The sequence below is a fragment of the Dialister succinatiphilus genome, assembly GCF_928721695.1.
GTDB lineage: Bacteria > Bacillota > Negativicutes > Veillonellales > Dialisteraceae > Dialister > Dialister succinatiphilus.
The window spans coordinates 5001-30498 of the sequence record NZ_OV788641.1 but is presented as its reverse complement, the minus strand read 5'-3'; the positions used below and the strand labels follow the sequence as shown (position 1 = coordinate 30498).

Annotated in this window: 24 protein-coding genes and 1 other RNA gene; 23 read left to right on the top strand and 2 right to left on the bottom strand. The window is 49.0% G+C overall.

Annotated features, from left to right (window positions below; all coding sequences use genetic code 11):
- Positions 1–10: 10 nt before the first annotated feature.
- The 9 genes from NW747_RS00140 (at position 11) to NW747_RS00100 (ending at position 9525) form a co-directional block, all read left to right on the top strand.
- On the top strand, positions 11–886 hold the full coding sequence (locus tag NW747_RS00140) for a transporter substrate-binding domain-containing protein (protein ID WP_273187401.1): 876 nt from the start codon (positions 11–13) through the stop codon (positions 884–886).
- A 210-nt stretch (positions 887–1096) separates the two neighbouring features.
- On the top strand, positions 1097–1801 hold the full coding sequence (locus tag NW747_RS00135; protein ID WP_273187399.1) for an amino acid ABC transporter permease: 705 nt from the start codon (positions 1097–1099) through the stop codon (positions 1799–1801).
- A gap of 10 nt (positions 1802–1811) precedes the next feature.
- On the top strand, positions 1812–2528 hold the full coding sequence (locus tag NW747_RS00130) for an amino acid ABC transporter permease (RefSeq protein ID WP_273095528.1): 717 nt from the start codon (positions 1812–1814) through the stop codon (positions 2526–2528).
- A gap of 2 nt (positions 2529–2530) precedes the next feature.
- Entirely contained in the window at positions 2531–3346 is an 816-nt protein-coding gene (locus NW747_RS00125) for an amino acid ABC transporter ATP-binding protein (protein WP_273187398.1), read from the top strand.
- Between the two features lie 10 nt (positions 3347–3356).
- A complete protein-coding gene (locus tag NW747_RS00120; protein ID WP_273187396.1) occupies positions 3357–4094 on the top strand; it encodes an SDR family NAD(P)-dependent oxidoreductase in 738 nt (245 codons plus the stop codon).
- 60 nt (positions 4095–4154) lie between these two features.
- Positions 4155–5171: an alpha/beta hydrolase gene (locus NW747_RS00115; protein WP_273187395.1), complete on the top strand. Its 1017-nt coding sequence runs from the start codon at positions 4155–4157 to the stop codon at positions 5169–5171.
- A gap of 194 nt (positions 5172–5365) precedes the next feature.
- Positions 5366–6829 (top strand): ISLre2 family transposase, encoded by a 1464-nt coding sequence (locus tag NW747_RS00110; protein ID WP_273186357.1) that lies wholly within the window; start codon positions 5366–5368, stop codon positions 6827–6829.
- Positions 6830–7243: 414 nt separating this feature from the next.
- A complete protein-coding gene (locus NW747_RS00105; protein WP_273187393.1) occupies positions 7244–8107 on the top strand; it encodes a transporter substrate-binding domain-containing protein in 864 nt (287 codons plus the stop codon).
- A 77-nt stretch (positions 8108–8184) separates the two neighbouring features.
- Positions 8185–9525 (top strand): M20/M25/M40 family metallo-hydrolase, encoded by a 1341-nt coding sequence (locus tag NW747_RS00100; protein WP_273187391.1) that lies wholly within the window; start codon positions 8185–8187, stop codon positions 9523–9525.
- 80 nt (positions 9526–9605) lie between these two features.
- Here the strand turns inward: NW747_RS00100 and NW747_RS00095 are convergent, their stop codons facing one another.
- Positions 9606–10034: a MerR family transcriptional regulator gene (locus NW747_RS00095; protein WP_273187389.1), complete on the bottom strand. Its 429-nt coding sequence runs from the start codon at positions 10032–10034 to the stop codon at positions 9606–9608.
- A 205-nt stretch (positions 10035–10239) separates the two neighbouring features.
- Between NW747_RS00095 and dusB the strand changes: the two genes are divergently transcribed.
- On the top strand, positions 10240–11217 hold the full coding sequence (gene dusB / locus NW747_RS00090) for a tRNA dihydrouridine synthase DusB (RefSeq protein ID WP_273187387.1): 978 nt from the start codon (positions 10240–10242) through the stop codon (positions 11215–11217).
- Positions 11218–11515: 298 nt separating this feature from the next.
- Here the strand turns inward: dusB and NW747_RS00085 are convergent, their stop codons facing one another.
- Positions 11516–11692 (bottom strand): hypothetical protein, encoded by a 177-nt coding sequence (locus NW747_RS00085; RefSeq protein WP_156792547.1) that lies wholly within the window; start codon positions 11690–11692, stop codon positions 11516–11518.
- A gap of 99 nt (positions 11693–11791) precedes the next feature.
- Here NW747_RS00085 and purE point away from each other — a divergent pair, with 99 nt between their 5' ends.
- From purE to thiE, 13 genes are all read left to right on the top strand, one after another.
- A complete protein-coding gene (gene purE / locus NW747_RS00080; protein WP_273095509.1) occupies positions 11792–12283 on the top strand; it encodes a 5-(carboxyamino)imidazole ribonucleotide mutase in 492 nt (163 codons plus the stop codon).
- Between the two features lie 71 nt (positions 12284–12354).
- Complete coding sequence (locus NW747_RS00075; RefSeq protein WP_273187385.1) at positions 12355–13218, top strand: phosphoribosylaminoimidazolesuccinocarboxamide synthase; 864 nt, start codon at positions 12355–12357, stop codon at positions 13216–13218.
- Positions 13219–13333: 115 nt separating this feature from the next.
- Positions 13334–14755 carry an amidophosphoribosyltransferase gene (gene purF / locus NW747_RS00070; RefSeq protein WP_273187383.1) on the top strand — a complete coding sequence of 474 codons (1422 nt, stop codon included), beginning with the start codon at positions 13334–13336 and terminating at the stop codon, positions 14753–14755.
- Positions 14756–14764: 9 nt separating this feature from the next.
- Positions 14765–15823, top strand: coding sequence for a phosphoribosylformylglycinamidine cyclo-ligase (gene purM / locus NW747_RS00065; protein ID WP_273095501.1), 1059 nt, complete (start codon positions 14765–14767; stop codon positions 15821–15823).
- Entirely contained in the window at positions 15816–16442 is a 627-nt protein-coding gene (gene purN / locus NW747_RS00060) for a phosphoribosylglycinamide formyltransferase (RefSeq protein WP_273187381.1), read from the top strand. The genes purM and purN overlap by 8 nt, the downstream gene beginning before the upstream one ends.
- Before the next feature lie 47 nt (positions 16443–16489).
- Positions 16490–18034, top strand: coding sequence for a bifunctional phosphoribosylaminoimidazolecarboxamide formyltransferase/IMP cyclohydrolase (gene purH / locus NW747_RS00055; RefSeq protein WP_008860226.1), 1545 nt, complete (start codon positions 16490–16492; stop codon positions 18032–18034).
- A gap of 14 nt (positions 18035–18048) precedes the next feature.
- Positions 18049–19329, top strand: coding sequence for a phosphoribosylamine--glycine ligase (gene purD / locus NW747_RS00050; protein ID WP_273187380.1), 1281 nt, complete (start codon positions 18049–18051; stop codon positions 19327–19329).
- Between the two features lie 383 nt (positions 19330–19712).
- Entirely contained in the window at positions 19713–20699 is a 987-nt protein-coding gene (locus NW747_RS00045) for a diaminopimelate dehydrogenase (protein WP_273187378.1), read from the top strand.
- A gap of 276 nt (positions 20700–20975) precedes the next feature.
- Positions 20976–21319, top strand: a transfer-messenger RNA (tmRNA) gene (gene ssrA / locus NW747_RS00040).
- A gap of 462 nt (positions 21320–21781) precedes the next feature.
- A complete protein-coding gene (locus NW747_RS00035) occupies positions 21782–22099 on the top strand; it encodes a thioredoxin family protein (RefSeq protein WP_008860229.1) in 318 nt (105 codons plus the stop codon).
- 91 nt (positions 22100–22190) lie between these two features.
- Positions 22191–23759 carry a tetratricopeptide repeat protein gene (locus NW747_RS00030; RefSeq protein WP_273187376.1) on the top strand — a complete coding sequence of 523 codons (1569 nt, stop codon included), beginning with the start codon at positions 22191–22193 and terminating at the stop codon, positions 23757–23759.
- A gap of 14 nt (positions 23760–23773) precedes the next feature.
- Positions 23774–24580, top strand: coding sequence for a hydroxyethylthiazole kinase (gene thiM, locus NW747_RS00025; protein ID WP_273187374.1), 807 nt, complete (start codon positions 23774–23776; stop codon positions 24578–24580).
- Positions 24567–25202, top strand: coding sequence for a thiamine phosphate synthase (gene thiE, locus NW747_RS00020; RefSeq protein ID WP_273187372.1), 636 nt, complete (start codon positions 24567–24569; stop codon positions 25200–25202). Before thiM ends, thiE begins: the two co-directional genes overlap by 14 nt.
- Positions 25203–25498: the final 296 nt, after the last annotated feature.

Sequence of the window (25498 nt, the reverse complement as noted above, 5' to 3'; positions counted from 1 at the left end):
GAGAGGGATTATGATGAAACTGAAGACAGCCATTAAAGCGGTATTGATTACAGGCACTGTAGGTATTGCACTGACAGCAGCGGGATGCGGTGGAAATAAAAGTGACTCAGCCAAAGGAGCTTCCGGTAATGGTGGCAAAAAAATCGTAAAGGTGGCACACACACCTCACTATTTCCCCTATGATTTTGTGGATGACAACAACAAATCTGACGGCATGGAAGTGGCTGTCATGAAGGAAGTGGCCAAAAAACTGCCGCAGTATGAATTCCAGTTCGTGCCTACCTCTGATGATGACCTTCTGATTGGCGTGGAATCAGGGAAATATGATATCGGTACCAAGGGGGCCTGGAAGACGCCGGCCCGGGAAAAGAAATACATTTTCCCGAAGAATAACATTGCTGCCAGCGTTATCGGTGTCACCATCCGCAAGGAAGATGCCAATACTATTAAAAATCTTGATGATTTTGCCAAGGAAGGCAAAAAACTGGTACCTATTGCTCCACAGAATGCACAGTACCAGGTGATTGAAGATTACAACGCAGCCCATCCGGATCATCCGGTCAAATTGGAAGCTTCTGAAAACTTCCAGGTAGCTGATGCTTACACCTGGGTATTGGAAGGAAGGTATGACGGCTATTTCTCCATTGAACTGGCCTACAAGAAAAATGTGGAAGCACCGGATGCGCCCTATAAGGATTTCAAGGATAAACTGAGCTACTTCCGCTACAAGGCCATTCCTACCTACACGGTTATCAATAAGAATGATAAGGAACTGGCAGAACAGGTGGATAAAGCTCTGGGCGAGCTGAAACAGGAAGGAAAGATTGCAGAGCTGGAAAATAAATACTTCGGAGAAGAAGTAAGCAAGCTCATTGATGTGAAATAATACAAGGACTCAAAAATTTCAGAGGGGGGAAAGGTGAGTGGCTTTGCTGCTGATTTTATAAAACCTTACAGCCGGGGCGGCGAGGCCGGGAAGTGGACGCCGCTGCAGCCCTCGGGCCAAAGGCCTGTCAAACCGGAGAACCTTTCCCCAACTGACTATCCCACTAATACACTAGCGCACGAACTTACTATTTCCAAGGAGGTGTTTTTTATGCAGACCAGACCATTCAGTCCGGATATCATTTTTACATCTATACCAGCTCTTCTTCCCTATCTGGCAGTGACGCTGGTAGTGGGAGTGACCAGCATCCTTACAGGTTCTATCCTGGGAATGTTGCTGGCATGGGCCAAGCTGTCGGGACATAAGGTGATCCGAGCTCTGGCGGATGGCTATACCTATATCATCCGCTGTACACCTTCTATTGTCCTTCTGTTCATCGTCTTCTACGGCCTGCCGAAATTCATGGAGGCAGAATTTGGTATCGACATGGATAATCTGTCTCGTGCCATCTTTGTCATTATTACTTTCACTCTTCTCTTTGGCGCTTATGTGTCCGAGGTGTTCCGTTCCGCCTACGAAACGGTGGACCGGGGGCAGTACGAAGCAGCGGTGACCATCGGCCTGTCACCAAAGCAGGCATTTTTCCGGGTTATGCTTCCCCAGGCAGCTGTGATTGCTCTTCCTAATTTTGGAAATTCTGTAATTAACCTGATGAAGGAAAGTGCCCTGGCCTATACCATCGGACTCATCGATCTTCTAGGCCGTACGAATCTGATCATTTCAAAGAACTACGGTGCTTACGGCGTTGAACTTTATGTGGCCTGCCTCCTCATTTACTGGGCACTCAGCTTTTTGATCGAACAGGCTTTTCTCCGCATGGAATCCTATTTAGGGCGGGGACGTTTGAAAGCATAAGGAGGAAATTATGGAACTGGATTTTTCATTTATGCAGCATGCCCTGCCTTTCCTTTTGAAGGCTCTTCCGGTAACGCTTTTCATTACTGCCCTGGTACTGCTGCTTTCCATGGTACCGGCATTCCTTATGGCTGAAAAAAGAATCGGTGCCCGGGGATGGGGAGAAAAGGCTATTGCTCTCTATGTGTCATTCATCCGCGGGACGCCGCTGGTGCTGCAGATTCTTCTCATGTACACCCTGCTTCCCAGTCTTCTGAATGCAGCCTTCAAAGCGATGGGCAGCTCCTTTGATGTATTTCATGGAGTGAATCCTCTGTGGTATGCCATCATCGTCTTTACTCTGAACACCACAGCCCTTCTGTCGGAGGTATTCCGCTCAGCCATCCTGAGCGTGTCGGCAGGACAGATGGAAGCAGGACTCACCATCGGCCTTTCCCGTTTCCAGACCTATGTGCAGGTCATTATTCCTCAGGCCCTGACTTCTGCCCTTCCCAATATCTGCAATCTCACTGTGAATCTGATTAAAGGGACTTCCCTGGCTTTCTTCATGGGAATCAAGGACATCATGGCTGCTGCCAAAATCCAGGCAGCTTATGGATATAACTATATTGAAGCGTACCTGGAAGTTTTCATCCTTTATATTATTGTGTGCACAGTAGTGCAGGTTCTCTATAAAATTTTTGAAAAGCATGTGGGCTTGTACCGCACTGCCGGACTGGAGGGGTAAATATGCTTGAAATATCTCATGTAAAAAAACATTTCGGAAAACAGGAGGTGTTAAAAGACGTGACCCTCAAGGTCAACAAGGGGGATGTCATTGTGATTCTGGGGCCCTCGGGCTCAGGGAAAACCACATTTCTAAGGAGCCTGACCTTCCTGGAAAAAGCGGATGCCGGCTCCATGGTTTTCGGCGACAAACAGCTGGACCTTCATAAAGCAAAACAGAAAGACATAGCCTGGGTACGGAAACATACGGCCTTCGTATTTCAGAATTACAACCTTTTTGCCAATAAGACGGCTCTGCAGAACGTGATGCTGGGTCTCACCGTAGGCAGGGGTATACCGAAGGAGGAAGCAGAGGCCATTGCCAGAAAAGCATTAAAGGAAGTGGGCCTGGCGGACCGGGCTGATTATTATCCGTCTCAGCTTTCCGGCGGACAGCAGCAGCGGGTGGGCATTGCCCGGGCTATGGCGGTCAAACCGGATGTGATTTTCTTTGATGAACCTACATCTGCTCTGGATCCGGAACTGGTAGGCGGCGTCCTTTCGGTGATGAAGAAACTGGCTGCCGATGGCGTTACCATGGTGGTGGTAACCCATGAAATGAAATTTGCCAGAGAAGCGGCTACCCGGGTGGTATTCATGGATGGCGGCGTCATTGTGGAAGAAGGCAGTCCTGAGGAAATCTTTACCCGTCCTAAAGAAGCAAGAACCCGGCAGTTCCTTCGCCGTATTCTGGACAGGGAACCCGGCGTGGAGGAAGAGGCACCGGAACCTGTTCCTGTGGCTGGTCCGATTCCCGGTGTTCTGCCTGATATGGCGTAAGGAGAAGTCTATGAAACGATTTCAAAATAAGGTGAGCCTCATTACCGGTGGCAACAGGGGGATAGGAAGGGCTATTGCCCTGCGTCTGGCCTCGGAAGGAAGCAGTATCATTCTTTTTGGAAGGAATGAAAAGGACAACCAATCAGTGGAAAAAGAAATCAGCAGCACCTACAGCGTTCCTGTGAAAAGCTATAACGTAGACATGTCATCAAAAAAATCGGTGGAAGAAGGGATTGGTCAGGCCATGTCCCATTTCCGCCGCCTTGATGTTCTTATTAACAACGCAGGCATATGCCGCCTCTCTACGCCTTTTACAGAAATCACGGAGGAAGACTGGAAAGAGACGCTGTCGGTCAATCTGTATGGCGTCATTTACGTTACGGGACTGGTGATTCCCTATCTTGAAAAAGAAGGCGGGAAAATCATCAACATCGCTTCTCTGGCCGGAGAAGTTGGAGGGATTGCTACTTCCGCCGATTATGTGGCCAGCAAGGCAGCCCTGCAGGGGATAACCAAGTCCCTGGCCCGGGAGCTGGGGGTAAAGCATATCAATGTCAATGCCATAGCGCCGGGCTTTGTCCGCACGCAGATGACAGAAAAGATGAGCATTCAGCTTTCTTCCGTACCCTTAAGGCAGGTGGCGGAGCCGGAAGATATTGCAGCTGCTGCTGCCTTCCTTGCTTCCGATGATGCCCGTCTCATTACCGGAACTACGCTGGATGTGAATGGCGGACTCTATATGAATTAAACCGGTTATAATAAAAACAGGAACTTTGGGGTTCCTGTTTTGTATTGAAAGGAAATCAGCATGAAACTATTTAGAAAACCTCTCCTGATAGAAGCACAGGGGAGTTTTGCCGCAGGCGGCACTGTGATCCGGGAGAAAGGGACCTATGAGGAAGCCCATGCTCTGTCTCCTGAGGGGCAGGAAAAGCATGTGGATCATGGCTATGTGTTTTATCAGATACCGGCAGATGCCAGGAAGAATGCCCTTCTTTTCCTGCATGGCGCCGGGCAGAGCGGGGCCTGCTGGGAAACTGCGCCGGATGGCAGGGAAGGGTTTCAAACTCTGTTTCTTCGTAAAGGCTACAAGGTGTACATCATGGACCAGCCAAGAAGAGGAAGAGCCGGCAGCGGCGGAGTGGAAGGAAAGGTGACACCTGCGGCTGACGAAGCGTTGTGGTTTGATATTTTCCGTTTCGGCCATTACCCTCATTACTTTGAAAATGTACAGATTCCCCGGGGAGAAGAAGCGGAAAACCAGTTCTGGAGAAAGGTGACGCCCAATACGGGAGCCTTTGATCCAAAGCTCACTGCCACGGCTCTTGCCGATGCGGCAGGCCGGGCTGGAAATACCATCCTTGTCACCCATTCCCAGGGTGGCTCTCCGGGCTGGCTGGCAGCTATGAAGAGTGCGAATATAAAGGCCATTATTGCTCTGGAACCGGGAGTGGGATTTGTCTTTCCAGAAGGCGAAGTACCGCCGCCTATGGAATCATCAAGTCCTTTCGGACCTTTGAAAGGCGTGGCCGTGTCTCGAAGTGATTTTGAAAAGCTTACAAAAATTCCTATCCTTATGATTTTCGGAGACCATATTCCGGAAAATCCAAGTCCCCATGGCGGAGAGGATAACTGGCGGGTACGCCTTAAGGAAGCCCGCCTCATGGCAGAAACTATCAACCGTTATGGCGGAGATGCAGAGGTCCTTCACCTGCCGGATATAGGGGTTTATGGCAATACCCATTTCCTCTTTGAAGATAAAAATAATGAGGAGATTGTAGACATTATAGACCGGTGGATTGTGAAAAAAGGACTGGGAGGATAGAAGACAGCTATCGGCTGCCCGCGGCCTGCTGTCCGACTGAACCCCGGTTTCGTCGAGTCCCACCGGTGGCCTTAGTGTAAAATTTTACTCGGTAAGGGAATTTTTCCAGAAACAATAAAAGAGGAAAGCCTCCCCTTGAGTGGAAATGTTATAATTTCCGTGGCAAAGAATAAAACAAAGAAAGGGCTTTCCTCATGGATATTATAACAAAAACTGGAGAAATTTGGAGTGAAAATGCAATTGGTGCAGTCATTTCTCTCATTAAGGAATCTGATGACTCTATCGAGGCTGAAAGGAAGCTAACTCATTGGCTCACTGAAATGAACTGTCAGCTTATAGCTATGGCCCTGGCGCGTATTGACACTGAGCTGTATCAGATTTACAAGGCACAGGGGTGGCGTGTGGCGCGCCGGGACTCTAGGACGATTTGCTGCCGCTATGGAGAGCTGACCTATACACGAAGACTTCTGCAGAAAGAAGGGAAGAGCTTCTATCCCCTGGACTGCAAAATGGGCTTTGAGTCCAGAAAGCACTACAGCTTGGGAATGATTGAGCGGATTGTCGAGGCTGTTGCAATTACCACATCTCGCAGTGCCAGCGAACTCCTGCAAAGCCTGGCCGGGATTACCATCTCCCATCAGTCCGTTATCTCACTCAAGAACTATGCCGGCGAGAAGGCGAAGACTTATGAAAAAGCATTGGCAGAAGAGGAAAAGGTTGAAAAGCCGACACAGCCGGAAATTATAGCGATTGAAGGAGATGGAATTGTACTCAAGAACAAGGAGAAAGGCAGCGTTTCGGAAGTGCACCGCCTCCAGATATATGAGGGAGTCAGGAAAAATGGCAACAGGACAGAACTGGTAGGACTTCGCTGCTTTGCATCTACCAGCAGAAAAGAACTTTTTGCAATGGTAAGAAGCTATCTGCTTGGGCACTATGACCTGTCTAAGACCACAGTGCTGTCGAATGGGGATGGAGGGTCCGGATACCAGTTTCAGGACTTTGAGCGAATGGTAGAAGGCTGCCTGGATCACCAGCACTTCCGCGACTGCTATCATGTGCATGAAAAGATCCGGACCCGGCTCAGCTTCTGCAACAGGAAACTGATAGACCGTATTATCCGAGAACTTCACCGGACCGACAATATTATGAAACAGATTCCCGTATGGATGGACACTGCCCGGAGCTGTGCCCGGACAGAGGAGGATTTGGAGGAGGTAGACAAGCTGCAGAGCTATCTGGAGAGAAATGCCCCCTATATCCCCAGCCTGAGTCAGCGCGGCATCCATACAGAGATTCACCTGGGGACTGCAGAAACAAACCACCGGTTCTATAGCTATCGCATGAAGCGGCAGGGACGGAGCTGGTCCAGCGAGGGAATGGAGTGTATGGTTTGGGTATTGACCGCCCGGAAGAATAAAACACTTACAGCAGCTCTCCTGTACCATGCTAATGGGAAAAGCTACAAAAAGATGGATAGAGCCATGCACAAGGCTGCGGTGCAGGCAGAGCGTAAAATCGCCCAGAATGTCCGGAGTGAGGCGCAGAAGCGTAAAATGAGAAACTATAGGCCAGGATGCCTGGAGGGGCGTATAGGCGTTTATGGAGCTTCTTCTTCACCAATGGGGAGACTGGCCAGAGCTATACAGAAATACTGATTAAACCGAAGCCACGGAGATAGTAATCATCGACAGTCAAATGAATTACCGAGGAAAACTTGACACTTACACCGGTGGCGGAACCTCTTGACAACAGCCTGTATCCATGATACTGTAGACGTATAAATAGAAAACGATGAAGAAAAGAGTAGCCAGGCTGAAAACGGCAGAGCGAGTCCGGAGGGTGGAAGCGGATACGGATAGGGTGGTGAAGTGCATTTCAGAGTTTGGAAGGCTGAAGGTGAGTAGTAGGTTTTCCCGGGAGCTCCCGATACAGAGCGGGGGTTTGATAGAACTCACGAAGGTATGTCTGGCGACGGATATATGAATTTAGGTGGAATCACGGGTCTCCCGTCCTGAAAAGGATGGGAGGCTTTTTGTTTTGATTGAAATCATTCTAAGGGGGAAATTGTTATGAGAAAAGCTGTAAAAATTGCATCAGTAGCACTGGCTTCTCTTCTGGCAGCAGGTATTTTTGCAGGCTGCGGCGGTGACCAGAAGGCTGCTTCTTCCAAGGCAGCTGCAGCTGACGGGAAAACTTCTGTGAAGCTGGTGCTTTCCAGTACAGAACGTCCGCTTTCCTGGGCCGATGAAAATGGCAAGCTCCAGGGCTATGAATACGACATCTGGCAGGAAGTGAATAAAAACCTGAAGGATTACCATCTGGATATTCAGGCTGTTCCACCGGAAACCCAGGATGTGATGATGGAGTCCGGTGATGCCAAGGTGGCTTCCGGCGGCTATTACCGTACACCGCGCCGGGAAAAAGACTACATTGTTCCGAAGACGCCTATCGGTGTTTCCTCTGTCATGGTTTACATGTCCAAGGATAATGCACAGAAGTACCACAGCCTGGAAGATGTCATCAAGGGCGGCGGCAAACTGGTGCCCAATACGCCTAACGGAGGTATTTATAAAGTCCTCACTGACTGGAATGCAGCGCATGACAATCTCATGAAGGAAGTTCCTATCCAGGACGGCCTCACTCCGGCAGAACGGATTACGTCTCTGAAGAACGGTCAGTACGATGCCCTGGTTTACCCAAACAATCTGGGCGTCGAAGATATTGCTAAAGCGATGAATTTTGAAATCGTGGCTCTGGACAAGCCTATCAAAGTAAACGAGACCGTAGTCATTGTCAATAAGAATGAACAGAAGCTGGCTGATGAAATCGAAGCAGCTCTGGAAAAATTGTCCAAAGATGGTACGCTGCAGAAGATTTCTGAAAAATGGTATCACCGGAATCTCTTCGATCAGCTGAAGGATGCAGGTAAATGATTTCATAATATATATGTATTATATTATAGAGGGGAGAGTGAAGATGCTCTCCCCTCTTCATCATGGACAGGGAGGTTATGATGGATACAGAAGAAAAATATATGTCCCATCTGCAGGGGGTAGTTAAGATTCCTACCGTTTCGTCGGTGAATGATGAAAACACCGACTGGTCCCAGTTTGACCGGCTCCATCAGTATATGCAGGAGGCCTGGCCTTTGATTTTCGAAAAGCTGTCCCTCACCAGAATCGGAAGGGCAAGTCTTCTTTTCCACTGGAAATCGGAAAATTCGAAGAAAGAACCTGTTCTTTTCATGGCTCACCAGGACGTGGTGCCTGCCATTCATGAAGAGCAGTGGAGCCATCCGCCCTTTGGAGGAGAAGTGGATGGAGGATGCCTCTGGGGAAGGGGCGCTGAAGACTGTAAATCCGTGCTGACTGCGGAAATGGATGCGGTAGAAGAACTTCTGGAAGAGGGCTTTGCACCGGATTTTGATATTTACCTTTCCTTCGGACACAATGAGGAAGTCCAGTGCACGCCGGATAAAAAAGGATCGGTTCTAACCGCTGCCTACCTGAAGGAACAGGGCATCCACCTGGCCTGCCTATTCGATGAAGGGGGCAATGTGGAAGAAGGCAGGGAGGGAGAGCCGCCGCTGGCCCTGGTGGGTATGGCGGAAAAGGCACCCAACGAATTTGTGCTTTACAAAGACGGAGCCGGCGGTCATGCCAGCAAGCCCGGCCGGGGCACTGTGCTTGGCGATGTGGCAAGGGCAATGGCTGCTGTAGAAGCTCATCCCATGCCTTACAGACTCACACCTCTGGTGAAAGCCCATTTGAAAGCGGTGGCGCCTCTTCAGGAAGAAACGCTGAAATCCATCGCAGGTCATCCGAAGAAGAACTGGAAGAAACTGGTCAAGCTGGCTGGAAACGACAGAATTCTGGATGCTCTCCTCCATACCACTTTTGCCGTTACCATGGCAGAGGGGAGCAGCCAGGCCAATGTGCTTCCTTCTCATGCAGAGGCTACCATGAGTGTCCGCATCCTTCAGGGGGATACGGTGGATTCCGTTACCAGATATCTGGAATCTATTATGCCCGACGGAGTGAAGGTGAAGGCTTCCTTCGCGGAAAATCCTCACCCCGCAGGAGAGGTGAAAGGAGAAATGTTCCATCTTCTTTCCAGGACCATTCATGAAGTCTATGGCAAAGATACGGTGATTGCACCGAACCTCATGCTGGGGGCCACAGACTCCAGAAATTATGCGGATGTCTGCGATCACATCTACCGTTTCACCGGACGGGTTAAGACAAACCGCTGGGGCGAAGCACACCAGGTGGATGAGAAAATGCCGGTGGACAAGCTGGATATGCCGGTGAAGTTTATTAAAACATTCCTTAGAAATTATAAAGCGAAATAAATGGTAGTAAGGCCGTTCATCGTACTGCTGCAAAAAAAAGACCGTGAAAAAATAGAAACCATTTTTTCACGGTCTTTTTTTTATAAGAGGGCCGGCTTTTTCTTTCCCGTTTCCTTCTCATAGTCATCCGGATTGACCCGGCTTTCTGAACCGAGAGCCAGGGCTTTCTGGTAATACCATTCCTTATAGTCCAGCTCCTGCATATAGAAAAGGAGATGGTCAATCTGCTCTTTTACAAACTGCCGCTGCTCCATGATGAGGGCCTGCCTTTCTTTCAGGCTTTTATCGCCCAGAACCGCCAGCCTGGCATATTCGCGGATACGGCTGATGGGCATGCCCGTATTTTTCAGGCAGCTCAGCACATGAAGCCACTTGATATCTTCATCAGTAAAGAGACGGATACCGTTCATACGTTGTATCCCGGGGAGAAGGCCTTCCTTGTCATAATAGCGGATGGTAGTAGGATTGATTCCGGTGAGGTCGGAAGCCTTTGAAATTGTGTAAGCCATTGTTATTCCTTTCTACAGTCTTGGAAAAAGCGCTGATTTCTTCATGAAATCGGATTTCATGGACATTGGGCTATGGATGGAATTTTTCTTTATTATAATTCTTCCAGTTCACTTTAAGTCAAGAAAAGAGAAAAGGGCGGATAGATTTCAAGTCCCTGTTCCCCTTGTTTTATGATAAAATAGACTCGCATGACAGGAGGAAAGAATGTATCAGAAACCCAAAATCGGACAGATAGAGCTTGATGGATGGGCCGTGCTGGCCCCCATGGCAGGAGTAAGCGACCTGGCTTACCGGGTCATTGCGCGCCGCATGGGCGCCGCCATGACCACTGCAGAAATGGTGAGTGCCAAAGGGCTCTATTATAAAAATGAAAAAACAAGGGATATGCTGAAGATTGACCCCGGAGAACACCCGGTGGCCCTTCAGCTTTTCGGCAGCGAGCCGGATATCATGGCTCTGGGGGCAAAGGAAATGGAAAAGGCAGGGGCCGATATCATCGATATCAACATGGGCTGTCCTATGCAGAAAGTGGTGAAAAACGGCGATGGATCCGCTTTGATGAAGAATATCCCTCTTGCTGTCGAAGTGGTGAAGGCCATGGCAGAGGCGGTCCACATACCGGTGACCGTGAAAATGCGGCTTGGCTGGTCCAGAGAGACGGAAAACTGCGTAGAACTGGCAGAAGCAGTGGAGGAGGCAGGCGCTATGGCGATTACCGTCCATGGACGGACCAGGGAAGATTTCTACACCGGTCATGCAGACTGGGAAAAAATCGGCGAGGTGGTCAGGGCTGTTCATATTCCTGTCTTTGGAAACGGCGACGTGGTGGATGGGCCCAGTGCGGATCGGCTGATGAAAGAGACCGGCTGTGCCGGTGTGGCTATAGGCCGGGCGGCCTGGGGAAATCCCTGGGTCTTTAAGGCGGTGAATACATATCTGGAAACAGGTGAAATTCTGCCGCCGCCCACCAATGCCATGCGCCTGTCCATGGCCAGAGAGCATCTTCATGGTTTGGTAGAAGAAAAGGGAGAACATGTGGCAGTCAGGGAAATGCGGGCTCACGCCAGCCGTTATTTTCACGGTCTTCCGGAAGCGGCCGCTCTTCGCCGCTCCATCATGAAGGCACTGACAGAAGAAGAATTCAACCAGGAGCTGGATCAGTATGAAAAGAATAGACATTAGGAAAGTGCCGGTTCATTTATGATGTCTGTTTTTATGAATAAAAGAAGAGAATGATTGAGCGGCCCTTCCCAGTGGTCCCTTATGATGGGCAGGGCAGCTCATTTGTTTTCAAAAAACTGCAAATCAATGGCGAATTGCTATTATATAAAAATAAAAATAGTAAAAAATAAGAAAAGATAAAATAAAGTTGAATGTCCCGTTATAATTACGGAAAGCCCATGGTATGAGGGCCTTGGGGTATTAAAATTTATTGACAAGGGAAAATGGAAATATTAGAATAATTAAGGAACGTGAGCAATTAGATGTTGGGTATTGCAGGCTTGTGCATGGAAAGCGCAGGCTTTTTTATCTCAAACGGGAGAGGAGCGGCCATGTCTGCTGAAAGGATTTTTATTTCCGAAGGCGTAAGAAAGGAAGAGTTTATCTTCTGTTCGACTGCCTCTCTTTTTGCTGGAGCGTTGTATTTGTTTGGCATGAATACTCCTTTTGCGGGAATTGTATGACTTTGGGTCATTTTTCTGCAGAAGGAGATTTTTTTTGGGAGAAGGGTCCCAGAAAAGGGAGGAAATGAACAATGCATGTTGGAATTGTGATGGGCAGTGATTCCGATTTACCGGTCATGAAGAAGGCCTTTGCCATTCTTGATGATTTTGGCGTAACCTATGATGTAACTATTGCTTCTGCACACAGAACACCGAAGAAACTGGCTGATTTTGTGGCAGCAGAGGAAAAGAAGGGCGTCGGTGCTTTCATTGCCGGCGCCGGTATGGCAGCTGCGCTTCCGGGCGTGGTGGCCAGTCTGACGCTGAAACCGGTGATTGGTGTGCCTCTTTCCGGTGCGAAACTGGATGGTATGGATGCCCTGTTTTCTATCGTGCAGATGCCTTCCGGTATCCCCGTGGCTACGGTAGCTATCGACGGCACAAAGAATGCCGCCTTCCTGGCTGTGGAAATCGGCGCAGTTTCCGATAAGGCTCTTTACGAAAAGTATAAAGCCTACCGTGAAAAAGCGGCACAGGAAATCTATGCCAAGGATGAAAAGCTGCAGGCATCCCTGGGGAAATAAAGAATCATTATTTCCATTTTTTATTCCATCATAATATCAATAAATCTGATATTTTTTAAAGGAGAAGAACCATGAAAGAATATAAACCTTTTAAATCCGGTAAAGTCCGTGAACTCTACGATCTGGGCGACAGCCTTGTGATGGTCTGCACCGACCGTATTTCTGCTTTCGATAATATTCTGAAGTGCCCCATTCCTGAAAAGGGCGTGGTGCTGAACCGCATGTCCAAATTCTGGTTTGATTTCACAAAGGACATCGTTCCCAACCATATGATTTCCATCGATACAAAGGATATGCCTGAATTCTTCCAGACAAAGGAATTTGAAGGCCGTTCCATGAAGACCATGAAGCTGAACATGATTCCGGTAGAATGCATTGTCCGCGGCTACATCACCGGCTCCGGCTGGGAAGGCTATCAGAAAGACGGTAAAGTCTGCGGCATCCAGCTGCCGGAAGGACTGAAGGAATGCCAGAAGCTGCCTCATCCGATTTTCACTCCTTCCACCAAAGCTCCAGTAGGGGAACATGACCAGAATATTTCCATGGAAGAAGGGGAAGTCTGGGTGAACAAGTTCTTCCCGGGAAAGGGCAGAGAATACATGGAAAAACTGTCTGAACTGACCCTCGCTCTTTATAACAAATGCGCTGATTATGCTCTGGAAAGAGGCATTATCATTGCGGATACCAAATTTGAATTCGGCCTGGATGAAAAAGGAAATATCGTGCTGGGCGATGAAATGCTGACTCCTGATAACTCCCGCTTCTGGCCGGCTAAGGGCTATGAAGCAGGTCATGGCCAGCCTTCCTATGACAAGCAGTTTGTCCGCGATTACCTGAAGGCTCATCCGGGAGATACGGTTCCCCAGGATATCATTGACAAGACCATTGCCATTTACAAGGAAGCCTACGAACTTCTCACTGGTGAAAAGTTCTAAGGCTATGAAATGGACAGGACCATGCCTCAATGGGGTGGCATGGATCTGTCCCATGCGGAAAAGCCCCCATAAGACCGACAGGTCTGAAGTATAAGAAAGTCAGGAGAATTCCGTAATGTATAAAAGTATGGATGTATATGATGACAAGCCGCATGAAGAATGCGGAGTGTTTGGTATTTTTGACCGGGATCTGTCTGCGGTGCATGAAACCTACTACGGTATCTTTGCCCTGCAGCACCGGGGCCAGGAAAGTGCAGGTATTACTGTTTCGGACGGGAAAACCATGGAAACCTTCCGCGGCATGGGGCTGGTGACAGAAGTATTCCATAACCTGCCGGAGAAGGAAGGCCATATTGGTATCGGCCACGTGCGTTATTCCACCACAGGCTCCTCCATTCCGGTGAATGTGCAGCCTCTGCAGGCTGACAGCATCGACGGTCCCATGGCACTGGCTCATAATGGGAACCTGGTGAATACAAAGAATCTGAGACGGCGTCTTCTTCTGGAAGGCTCCACCTTCTCCACCACCATGGATACCGAAGTAATTATCAAGCTGCTGGCCAGGAGCCGCCGGGCTACGGAAGAAGAAAAATTCAAGGAACTTATGGACGAAATCCACGGCGCCTATGCCATTGTAGCCTGCACCAATCAGGCTATCTATGGCTGCCGGGATCCCTTCGGCTACCGCCCCCTGGTGCTGGGGAAAACGGAACACGGCTGGGTGCTGGCTTCGGAGACGCCGGCGCTGGATGCCATTGACGCAGAGTTTGTAAGGGATGTACTGCCCGGTGAAATTGTCACCATTGATGACAATGGCGTTCGCTCCACCATGTACTGCCCTGTGGACAGTCATCGTCACGGCATCTGCTCCTTCGAATACATCTATTTCGCCCGCCCCGATTCCATCATGAACGGCCAGGATATTTACCGGGCTCGTCTCAATATGGGCAGGAAACTTTGGGAAGAAACACACTATGACGGTGATGTAGTCATGAGTGTGCCGGATTCCGGCAACGTAGCAGCCCTGGGGTATTCGGCTGCTTCCGGCATACCCTTCGTAGAAGGGCTTTTGAAGAATAAATACATGGGCCGCACGTTCATCCAGCCGGGACAGAAAAAGCGCGAAAGAGCGGTGCGCATGAAGCTGAATCCTATCCGCATGAATGTGGAAGGCAAGCGCATTATTCTGGTCGATGATTCCATCGTCCGCGGTACCACCAGCGGTATTATCATCAACCTTCTGAAAAATGCAGGAGCTAAGGAAATCAAGCTGTGCATCAGTTCGCCGCCAGTACGGTATCCCTGCTTCTTCGGCATTGATACGGCCGAAAGAAAGCAGCTGATTGCCGCCAAGTATTCTACGGAAGAAATCCGCAAAATGATTGGTGCCGATGCGCTTCATTACCTGTCCCAGAAAGGACTGGCGGAATCGATTTCCGAAATTAAAGCATCGGATATGTGTTTTGCCTGCTTCGATGGGGTATACCCGGAAAAGGTGCCTCACAATGGGCTGGGCAGCATGGAAGATGAAGAATAGGGAGGAACCATGAGCGAAAAGAAAAAAGGCTTGACCTATGCAGAAGCCGGCGTAGACATTGACGCCGGTGAAAGAGAAGTGGAACTGATTAAGAAATCAGTGCAGGCTACCTATACCCGTGGCGTTATGGGGGATATCGGCGGCTTCGGCGGTCTTTTCCGTCTGAAGGATGAATTATCGGATGACCCCATCCTTGTCTCCGGTACTGACGGCGTTGGCACCAAGCTGCGCCTGGCTATTGAAATGGGTATCCACGATACCATCGGTCAGGACTGCGTAGCTATGAGCGTCAATGATGTTCTGGTGCAGGGGGCAAGGCCGCTCTTCTTCCTGGATTACATCGCTACAGGCAAGCTGGAACCGGAGCTGATGGCGGAAATCGTGAAAGGCGTAGCCAATGCGTGCATTGAGTCCGGCTGCGCCCTTCTGGGTGGCGAAACAGCTGAAATGGCCGGTTTCTATGCTAAAGGAGACTACGATGTGGCTGGCTTTGCCGTAGGCATTGTCGACAGAAAAGACCTTATTACCGGTGAAGATATCGCTCCCGGTGATGTGATTCTGGGCCTTCCTTCCACCGGCGTTCACTCCAATGGCTATTCCCTGGTACGCCGTATTATTAAGGATAACGGCCTTTCCCTGGACAAGGTGTATGGAGATATGGATAAGCCTCTGGGCGAAGTGCTTCTCACACCGACCCGTCTCTATCCAAAGCCTGTGATTCCTGTGCTGAAAGGGACCAAAGTGAATGGCATGGTCCATATTACCGGCGGCGGTTTCTATGACAATATTCCAAGAGTGCTGCCCAAAGGCACCCGGGCTGTGCTGGACGCAGAAAAATGGCCGCTCCTTCCGATTTTCCCCTTCCTTATGAAAGAAGGAGGCGTGGAACCCAGGGAAATGTACCGTACCTATAACTGCGGCCTGGGCATGCTCCTTATCATGAACAGGGAAAATGCAGAAAAAGCAAAGGAAATTCTGAAATCCATCCATGAACCGGTATATGAAGTAGGCGAAATCACGGAAGGAAACCAGGATGTAGTTGTGACAGGTGGTCTTTTCAATGAGTAAGAAGAGAATTCTGATTTTTGCATCGGGCAGAGGATCCAATGCGGAAGCTATCCATGAAGCCACCATAGACGGCAGAGTGAATGGCACTGTGGTAGGAGTGATCTGTGACCATGCAGATGCCCAGGTGCTGAAAAGGGCAGAGCGATGGGGCGTTCCTTCCACTGTGCTGGAACTGAAATCTTTTGAAAATAAGTCAGCATTCAATGATGCCATTCTGGAAGCGGCTAAATCCTATCAGCCCGACCTCATCTGCCTGGCAGGATATATGAGGATCTGCGGGGAAAACTTGATTCATGCTTTTCCAAACCGGATTATCAATATTCATCCGGCCCTTCTTCCCAGCTTCCGCGGACTCCATGCCCAGCGGCAGGCGGTGGAAGCCGGTGTCAAGGTGGCAGGCTGCACTGTTCATTTCGTAGGAACGGGACTGGACGACGGCCCTATTATTACTCAGGTGGCAGTGCCGGTATATGATGATGATACCGAAGACACTCTGGCAGAGCGGATCCTTCAGCAGGAACATCCGGCTTACGTAAGGGTGGTCACTGCCTTCTGCGCAGATCAGCTTCATATCGAAGGCCATCATGTGAGCGGCATGCACAGCCGTCCTGAAAAATAAGACGCGTGTTGTATAGATAGAATTTTATTTCAAAGGGGGAGTCAAATATGGCAGTTAAAAGAGCCCTGATCAGCGTGTCTGATAAGACAGGGGTCGTAGAATTTGCAAAAGGACTTCATGAACTGGGTGTGGAAATCATTTCCACCGGCGGTACCATGAAGGCCATTGCAGCAGCAGGCATTCCGGTAAAATCTGTTTCCGAAGTGACCGGATTTCCGGAAATGATGGATGGCCGTGTGAAAACACTGCATCCCAAGATTCACGGAGGCATCCTTGCCATCCGTGACAATCCGGAACATGTGAAAGCCATGAAGGAACATGGTATCAAAGGTATTGATCTGGTGGCTGTGAACCTCTATCCTTTCCGTGAAACAATTGCCAAACCAAACGTAACCAGAGCAGAAGCCATTGAAAATATCGATATCGGCGGTCCTTCCATGGTTCGTGCGGCAGCAAAGAACTACAAATACGTGACCATCGTGGTGGATCCATCCCAGTACGGCGAAATCCTGGAACGGATTAAGAATGATACCCTGGATGAAGATTTCCGGCTGAAACTGTCCAGAAAAGCATTCCTTCACACCGGCCTCTATGACTGTGCCATTGCAGACTACCTCACCAAGGAAGTGGACGGAGATAAAGACGGTTTGCCTGATGTATACTGCAAAGCCTTCGTCAAGCTCCAGGATCTCCGTTACGGCGAGAATCCGCATCAGAAAGCGGCATTCTATAAGGATCCGGAAGCCAAAGGCGGCATTGCTGCAGCTAAACAGCTTCATGGCAAGGAACTGTCCTATAACAACATTGTGGACATGGAAGCAGCCTGGGACCTGGTATGCGAATGGGGTGAAGACCAGCCGGCCTGCGTTATTATTAAACATACCAATCCCTGCGGCGCAGCTCTTGGCAAAGATGCACTGGATGCTTTCCAGCGTGCCTTCAACGCAGACAGCAAATCTGCTTTTGGCGGCATTGTAGCCATGAACCAGGTCTGCGACAAAGCAGCAGCAGAAGCCATGAAACCTATTTTCTTCGAAGTCGTCATGGCTCCGAAATTCAGCCAGGAAGCTCTCGATATTCTGGAAACAAAGAAAAATATCCGTCTCATCGAAGTACCGGCAGCTTTCAAAGAAGAACTGCAGCTTCATAAAGTATCCGGCGGCCTTCTGGTACAGACTCCGGACAACAGCGCAGAAACAAGAAAAGACTGCAAAGTAGTGACTAAGAGAGCTCCTACGGAAGAAGAATGGCAGGCCATGGAATTCGCATGGAAGATTGTAAAGCATGTGAAATCCAACGCCATCGTTCTCACCGGCAAAGATGTGACCTACGGCGTAGGTGCCGGCCAGATGAACCGTGTAGGTTCTGCGGATATCGCCATTGCAGAAGCCGGCGAAAAAGCAAAAGGTTCTGTCATGAGCTCTGATGCGTTCTTCCCCTTCGGCGATACCATTGAAGCAGCAGGCAAAGCCGGAGTTACCGCTGTGATCCAGCCCGGCGGCTCCATCAGGGATCAGGAATCCATTGATATGGCCAATAAGTACGGCATTGCCATGGTATTTACCGGACATCGTCATTTCCGTCACAGTTAAGAGAGGTTTTTCCCATGAAGGTATTAGTCATTGGAAGCGGCGGCAGGGAACATGCCCTGCTCTGGCGGCTGGCACAGAGTCCTTCTGTCACCGAAGTCTACGCCATCCCCGGTAATGATGGCATGAGTAATGTAGCACACCTGATTCCTTTGAAGGGCCATGAAGATATTCTGGACTTTGCCAGATTGATGAAGGTGGATCTCACCGTTGCAGGGCCGGAAACGGTTCTCACTGAAGGTCTGGCAGACGAATTCGAAGCACAGGGGCTGCCCTTCTTTGGTCCCTCTAAAGCGGCTGCCCGTATCGAAGGGTCCAAGGGATTCGCCAAGAACCTGATGAAGAAATACAACATTCCTACAGCAGCCTATGAGGTATTTACCGATGAAGACAAGGCCGTGGAATACCTGAAAAACAACAGGAAGTATCCTATTGTCATCAAGGCGGACGGTCTGGCAGCAGGCAAGGGCGTCATCATTGCCCAAAGCGAAGAAGAAGCCATTGATACCGTAAAGGACATGCTGGAAGGACACAGCTTCGGCGGTGCCGGACGTTCTGTAGTCATCGAAGAATTTATGGAAGGGGAAGAAGCGTCGGTCCTCTGTTTCTGCGACGGGACCCATGTGGTACCTATGGTTTCCTCCCAGGACCATAAGAGAATCTTCGATAATGACAAAGGTCCCAATACCGGCGGCATGGGTGCCTATGCACCAGCCCCGGTGATGACCGATGAAATGATGGATGAAGTGAAAGTCAAAATCCTTCGTCCCATCATGGCAGCCATGAAAAAAGAAGGCTACCCCTTCAAAGGCTGTCTTTATGCAGGCCTTATGATTACCGACGAAGGCCCGAAAGTGGTGGAATTCAACTGCCGCTTCGGCGATCCTGAAACGGAAGCGGTGCTTCCCCTCTTTGACGGTGACCTGGCACAGGTTATGCTGGAATGCGTCCATGGAAATCTGAAAAAAGAAGACGTGAAATGGAAAAAAGGATGTGCCGTAGACGTAGTCATGGCCTCCGAAGGCTATCCCGGTTCCCATTCCTCCGGCGAAATCATCTCCGGACTGGATGAGGCAGAAAAGGCAGGTTGTATCGTATTCCATGCAGGCACTGTAAAGAAAAATGGAAAATACGTGGTTAATGGCGGCCGCGTCCTGAATGTGGTGGCCCTGGCTCCCACACTGGAAGAAGCGAAAGCCAAAGCCTACGAAGGAGTTTCTAAAATCCACTGGCAGGGTGTACAGTATCGCCATGACATAGCGGATAAAGGCATCAGACATCTGAAAGCTAAAGAATGATTCACAAAAGCGGAGCCCAAGGGCTCCGCTTTTTGGTTGCTCGTAAGACCGCTGTCTGTTGTCCGCCTGCCGCTTACCGCTGCCATGAATACCAATGATGCCCCGCTGCTCCTGTCATTTTGAAGAGAGAGGGCAAATCTAACGGAGAAAGGTTTCCTGCTGCGATGAATATGAGTATTGTCATATTCTGCAGGAAACTTTTTATAATAATTTTCCTGTTGGAATGAGTTCCAGCAGTGGCATGTGGAATGGGAAACTATCTGCGACTTGAAATGTACTATACAGAATTTGCAAAGCAGTTTATTTATGCTATGTATTTAAGGTATAATGCTGTATATCAAGCAATTTCAATATATTTCATACACAGGGAAAGGAGCCTCATCATGGCAATCAGAATCGGCATTATGGGATATGGCAATATTGGAAAAGGAATAGAAACGGCACTGGCAGATTATCCGGATATGGAACTGGCCGTGGTATTTACCAGAAGAAATCCGGCAGATGTGAAGATTCATACTTCCGGAGTACCGGTCATTTCAGCTGGAGAGGCGGAAAAGTGGAAAGATAAGGTGGATGTTCTGGTTCTGGCCGGCGGTTCCGCTATGGATCTCCCCGAGCAGACACCGGCTTATGCATCCCTTTTTAACGTCATTGATACCTTTGATACCCATGCCCATATTTCCAGGCATTTTGCCAAGGTAGATGAAGCAGCCAGGGCCCATGGTAAAACGGCCATGATTTCCGTAGGCTGGGATCCGGGCCTTTTCTCCCTGGCCCGTCTCTTCGGTCATGTCATTCTGCCTGACGGCAAAGACTATACCTTCTGGGGCCGCGGCGTTTCCCAGGGCCACTCCGATGCCATCCGCCGAGTTCCCGGTGTGAAGGACGGTAAACAGTACACCTGCCCCGTGGCAAGCGCTCTGGAAGCCGTAAGAAATGGAGAAAATCCTGTGCTTACTACCAGGAATATGCATACAAGAGAATGCTATGTGGTGGCAGAAGAAGGGGCCGACAGAGGAACCATTGAAAACACCATCAAAACAATGCCCAACTATTTTGCTGATTACGATACCACTGTTCATTTTATTTCCGAAGAAGAACTGAAAGAAAAACACAGTGGCCTGGCTCACGGCGGATTTGTATTCCGCAGCGGCAGGACCGGTGTCCATAAAGAACATGACCACGTGATGGAATATCGTCTGAAGCTGGACTCCAATCCTGAATTTACCACCCATGTGGTCCTTGCTTATGCAAGAGCCCTCTATCGTTTTGCCAAAGAAGGAAAGAAAGGATGCTTCACCGTATTCGACGTGCCCCCGGCCTACCTTTCGTCCCTTTCCGGCGAAGAACTCAGGGCTCATTTACTCTAAACCAGTGATTCGCTCATGGTGCCTGTGTTGATAAACATTGGCAAGAGCTGCCGCATGATGAGATGGTATAAGAAGTTTTCTGTTCACCATCCCATTTTCACTATCCCATAAAAATGCGGAATTAAAGAGCCAATGATTCAATCAGCTTTTTCCTGAGGTGCTGAGATGGGTACAGGGAAAGTGCAGGATCAGAGATGAATGAAGCAGGAAAGAAGCCTCTGCTTCGTGATATTTTGACATTTTCTCTCATTTACTATATAATGAGTTCGGCCATCCGGGGATGTACCGGTTTCGACAGAAGATTCTGGGCCATAAACAGCGAGTCGGGATTCCATCTACCCCGTTAAACGGTGGAAAAACTTAAACGCAAAACGTGATTTTGCTTTAGCAGCCTAATCTGCTAATGTCCCCTGACGTTTTCCTATGACTTCAGGCTGACATCAACCAATAGGATACCGGAGAAGGAGGTTCGGGACTTCAAAGGGAAACCAATTCCGAAATCGGCAAAGGCAGTTTGTTCCTGTACGATACTTTGCTTAAATCTCAAACAGTAACTGCACTCGGAGAAATTTATGGGACAGGCTTTTTGGACAGGGGTTCGACTCCCCTCATCTCCACCAGAATCATCAGGGACTGTAAAAAATGATTTACATTTTTCACAGTCCCTTTTTTGTGCCTTTTTTTTGAAATGACAGTAAATGGTTCACCTTTATTGTCATCTCGAGCGGAGCTGCATGGGGACATGGGGACGAAGGCATCTGAGCTCAACGGAGGCTATGAGCCGGGAGATCTCCTGCCACAATGGAGCCTCCTCACTTCAGCGTGAGATTTCTCCACTCCGCTTCGCTTCGGTCGAAATGACAAGGAAGCGGGGAGAGCACTTATTTCAATTCGTCTTTTGTAAAACAGGAATAAGAAATCTGCTATCCCATTGTCTAGTCAACTGACAGGGGACGCAATCATTTTTTGACAGGCCTATTTTTATTTGCCACATCAGCATATTGACAAATTTAAATATATAGAATATAATAAATACATAAAAACAGTGAAATTCATTTATGAACAATAAGGAGTGTATGCATATGATGGCACCGATTACAGGCACCGCAAATATTGATAAGGTTCTCACGGAAGGTGATGTGATTCTTGGATTTTCTGCTCCCTGGTGCGGATACTGCAGAAGACTGCGTCCTATGGTAGAAAAACTTTCCGGCGAAATTGAAACGCCTATTTATGGCATTAATGTTGATGAAGATGAGGAAATTGCGAAGCGATATGAAGTAGAAACCATTCCGACCCTCATTTATTTCCATGAAGGAAAACCGGTGAACCGGATTATCGGATATGGCAATGTAGGTTACAATGATCTGAAGTCTTTTGTAGAAAAAGCATCTCAATAAAACAAAAAAGGGGCCCAGGGGGCTTCTTTTTTTATGCCTGTCTTGCTGATTTCTCTGATTTTATGGGCAGCCCATGGTGGGACGTGGTACAATGAAAGAAAAAGATTTGACAGGGAAGGGAAGTGGAAATGTGGGCAATGAGGCCTTGAATCTTACGAAAAAAGAACTGCTCAATCTGGGTGAGCAGTATTTGAAAATCAGGAATTATGACAGTGCCATGAAGTACCTGTCCCGGGCAGTGATCCAGGGCAGCAGCAGGGCAGGTACAAAGCTGTATGAATTGGGAAAAATTTTCTATAATAGGCTGAACTATGAGTCTGCATTCCGCTGCTTCCAGCTTCTGTCAGATAAAGGGCATGGAGAAAGTACCCTGTTTTTAGGGGAAATGTATGAGTATGGCCGGGGGGTGCCAAGCAGTCTGCAGAAGGCTTTTGACTGTTTTGCCACCGCTTATCAGCAGGGGGTTCCCCGGGGCGCCTACCTGGCAGGACGGCTGATGACAGCCGATGCTCTCCGGTCAGAAGAAATCAGGGACATTGCGGTGAGCTGGTATAAGGAAGCCATTGCTGGAGGAATTACCGAGGCCTACGCAGCCATTGGAAAACTTTACATCGAAGATGGAAGGCGGGCACTGCCCGGAGATCCGCCGAAAAGTGATAAAACCGCTTTGTCCTGGTTTTTGAGGGGCGCGGTGCATGGAGATAATCTTTCCAGGGAATTGGCAGGCGATTTTTTCATTTACGGTATTGGTACGAAAACCGATGTGAAGCGGGGCATGGAACTTTATTTCCAGGCTTTCCATGATGGCAGCGTATCAGTATGCTTCAAGCTGGGTAACCTGTATTCCAATGGATTTTACGTTCATAAAAATGTAGATTTATCTGTGGCCTGGTACCTGAAGGCCTTTGAACGGGGCGACAGCAGGGGAAAGTATTATGCAGGCCGGGTGTCCTATCTGGCAGGGAGGTCGTACCCTTCCATTCCGGAGGGGCTGAAAGAAAAGGCAAAAGCTCTTTATTACCTGGAGCAGGCCGCTTCTTTTGGATACGCTGATGCCTTTGAAATGCTGGCAGATATTTCCCTCAGCCGGGGGAATTATAAGAACTTTGAGGAAAATCTGAAACAGGGTACCCTGGCCGGCAGTGATGACTGCCGGGAGAAGCTGGTGCGGTACTGCTGCGGCCGGGCAACGAAAGCGTTGGGACCTGTGAAGGGATTTCTTGAATCCAGTGCGGTGATGAAGGTACCTCTTGACAGCGGCGATGAGGAACGTTTGAAGGAAGCTGTGTCCTGGTACAGGAAGGCAGCTGCTGCAGGAGATGGGGAAAGCTGGGCGATTCTGGCCAGATTTTATTTCTTCTATGGTGACATTCTTCAGGTTAGAGAACGGGATTTTACAAAGGCCGTCAAACAGGCCGGAAGTTCCGGTGCCGTGCAGTTGAAGCGGCTTTTATGGATGTATTATGCTGGTCCTGAAGCACAGCATGGTGAAGTATTTCATAAGGAAAATGCAAAAAAAGCCTTTCAGCTGGCTCGCCAGCTGGCAAGGGAAGGATATGCTGTATTTTATCCGGTTTTATCCTCCTATTATGAAATCGGATATGGTACAAGGAAAAACAGCCACCTGGCTGCCCATTGGGCTGAAAAAGCCCGGATTTGACAGGAGAAAAAGAAATGGAATTATCAGAATACCTTGACCGGGTCAGGAAATTGAATCCACTGGTCCATCATATAACCAATTACGTCACAGTAAATGACTGTGCCAATGCCTGTCTGGCAGTGGGAGCGTCGCCGGTGATGGCAGATGCCATTGATGAGGCGGGGGATATGGCGAGTATTTCCTCTGCCCTGGTACTGAATATAGGAACCCTGAATGTAAGTAAGGTGGAATCCATGATAGAGGCAGGCCGCAGCGCCAACGATGGAGGAATCCCGGTGATTTTTGATCCGGTGGGCCAGGGGGCCACTGATTTCCGGAATCGCATGGCAGCGGAAATCATGAGTCATGTATCCATGTCAGTCATACGAGGGAATATGTCGGAAATCCTTTCCCTGGGTGGTGAGCATATCCATACGAAAGGGGTGGATACCGGCGGAGCCGTTGAAATCAGGGAGGCTGAGGCTATCGCATCCCGTCTGGCTGAAAAATGGAAGGCTGTGGTTGTTATCAGCGGCGCTTCTGATATTGTGACCGATGGAAAGCATCATGTGCTGATTCATAATGGCTGTCCCCAGATGTCCCTCATTACCGGTTCCGGGTGCATGTGTTCCACAGTGATTGGAGCCTTCTGCGGGGCTCATCCCGAAGATCCCTTCGGAAGTGCCGCCGCCGCTATGGCGGTCATGGGACTGGCTGGAGAAAGAGCTTGGGACAAATGGGGCAGAGAAGGTCTTGGTCATTTCCATATGGGCATTCTGGATGAACTGGGACGAATGACAGGAGAAAGTCTGGCCAAAGGAGCTCGCTATGAGGAAAATTGATTACAGATTGTACCTGGTGACTGATAGAAAACAGCCGGCGCCGGGGACTTTTGAAAAAGTGGTAGAAGAAGCCTTAAAAGGCGGAGTTACCCTGGTACAGCTTCGGGAAAAAGAAGGGGACACCGGGCTTCTCTATGAAAGGGCAGTGAAACTGAAACAAATCACAAAAGCTTACCATGTTCCCCTGATTATTGATGACCGCATCGATATTATGATGGCGGCGGATGCAGATGGTGTTCATCTGGGGCAGTCCGATATGCCTGCGGCTCTGGCCAGAAAGCTCATCGGACCGGATAAGATTATGGGCGTTTCTGCCGGCACGCTGGAAGAAGCGGTGAAAGCAGAAAAAGACGGGGCAGACTATCTTGGCGTAGGAGCCATGTTCCCTACGTCTACCAAGAAAGATGCAGATATTACTACGCCTGAAACTCTGCGCAAAATCATGGATACAGTGCATATACCGGTGGTCACCATCGGCGGCATGAATGAAAAGACCATCCCCCTCTTCAAGGGATACGGACTTTCAGGATTTGCCGTAGTATCAGCCATTATGGCAAGCCGGGAGCCGGAAAAATCAGCAAAAAACCTGAAACGAATAATTGATGACATAGTGGGCCGGTAAAGGACTGGTTCCTACATGGAGCCCTTAAAATTTGCAGCTCTTCCTGAAATGGGATTTTCAACTTGCTTGGAATAAAAATATTTTATAAAACTGTTGACATAATCAAAAGTCTATGCTATCATAATTAACGTTGCTGATGAAGCAGCGGTCATGAAGAAAAACATTTGAAAAAACTTCTAAAAAAGAGTTTGACAAAACGAAAACTTCGTGATATGATAATCAAGTCGCTTGAAGAGCGATGATTCTTTGAAAACTGAACAGTACAGCGAACGAATCAAGCCGATGTGCGAGGTAGT

Bases quoted from the DNA above. Each gene is read 5' to 3' on its own strand.
- NW747_RS00140 (WP_273187401.1), top strand. From the start codon at position 11: ATGATGAAACTGAAGACAGCCATTAAAGCGGTATTGATTACAGGCACT.
- NW747_RS00135 (WP_273187399.1), top strand. From the start codon at position 1,097: ATGCAGACCAGACCATTCAGTCCGGATATCATTTTTACATCTATACCA.
- NW747_RS00130 (WP_273095528.1), top strand. From the start codon at position 1,812: ATGGAACTGGATTTTTCATTTATGCAGCATGCCCTGCCTTTCCTTTTG.
- NW747_RS00125 (WP_273187398.1), top strand. From the start codon at position 2,531: ATGCTTGAAATATCTCATGTAAAAAAACATTTCGGAAAACAGGAGGTG.
- NW747_RS00120 (WP_273187396.1), top strand. From the start codon at position 3,357: ATGAAACGATTTCAAAATAAGGTGAGCCTCATTACCGGTGGCAACAGG.
- NW747_RS00115 (WP_273187395.1), top strand. From the start codon at position 4,155: ATGAAACTATTTAGAAAACCTCTCCTGATAGAAGCACAGGGGAGTTTT.
- NW747_RS00110 (WP_273186357.1), top strand. From the start codon at position 5,366: ATGGATATTATAACAAAAACTGGAGAAATTTGGAGTGAAAATGCAATT.
- NW747_RS00105 (WP_273187393.1), top strand. From the start codon at position 7,244: ATGAGAAAAGCTGTAAAAATTGCATCAGTAGCACTGGCTTCTCTTCTG.
- NW747_RS00100 (WP_273187391.1), top strand. From the start codon at position 8,185: ATGATGGATACAGAAGAAAAATATATGTCCCATCTGCAGGGGGTAGTT.
- NW747_RS00095 (WP_273187389.1), bottom strand. From the start codon at position 10,034: ATGGCTTACACAATTTCAAAGGCTTCCGACCTCACCGGAATCAATCCT.
- dusB (WP_273187387.1), top strand. From the start codon at position 10,240: ATGTATCAGAAACCCAAAATCGGACAGATAGAGCTTGATGGATGGGCC.
- NW747_RS00085 (WP_156792547.1), bottom strand. From the start codon at position 11,692: ATGCCAAACAAATACAACGCTCCAGCAAAAAGAGAGGCAGTCGAACAG.
- purE (WP_273095509.1), top strand. From the start codon at position 11,792: ATGCATGTTGGAATTGTGATGGGCAGTGATTCCGATTTACCGGTCATG.
- NW747_RS00075 (WP_273187385.1), top strand. From the start codon at position 12,355: ATGAAAGAATATAAACCTTTTAAATCCGGTAAAGTCCGTGAACTCTAC.
- purF (WP_273187383.1), top strand. From the start codon at position 13,334: ATGTATAAAAGTATGGATGTATATGATGACAAGCCGCATGAAGAATGC.
- purM (WP_273095501.1), top strand. From the start codon at position 14,765: ATGAGCGAAAAGAAAAAAGGCTTGACCTATGCAGAAGCCGGCGTAGAC.
- purN (WP_273187381.1), top strand. From the start codon at position 15,816: ATGAGTAAGAAGAGAATTCTGATTTTTGCATCGGGCAGAGGATCCAAT.
- purH (WP_008860226.1), top strand. From the start codon at position 16,490: ATGGCAGTTAAAAGAGCCCTGATCAGCGTGTCTGATAAGACAGGGGTC.
- purD (WP_273187380.1), top strand. From the start codon at position 18,049: ATGAAGGTATTAGTCATTGGAAGCGGCGGCAGGGAACATGCCCTGCTC.
- NW747_RS00045 (WP_273187378.1), top strand. From the start codon at position 19,713: ATGGCAATCAGAATCGGCATTATGGGATATGGCAATATTGGAAAAGGA.
- NW747_RS00035 (WP_008860229.1), top strand. From the start codon at position 21,782: ATGATGGCACCGATTACAGGCACCGCAAATATTGATAAGGTTCTCACG.
- NW747_RS00030 (WP_273187376.1), top strand. From the start codon at position 22,191: ATGAAAGAAAAAGATTTGACAGGGAAGGGAAGTGGAAATGTGGGCAAT.
- thiM (WP_273187374.1), top strand. From the start codon at position 23,774: ATGGAATTATCAGAATACCTTGACCGGGTCAGGAAATTGAATCCACTG.
- thiE (WP_273187372.1), top strand. From the start codon at position 24,567: ATGAGGAAAATTGATTACAGATTGTACCTGGTGACTGATAGAAAACAG.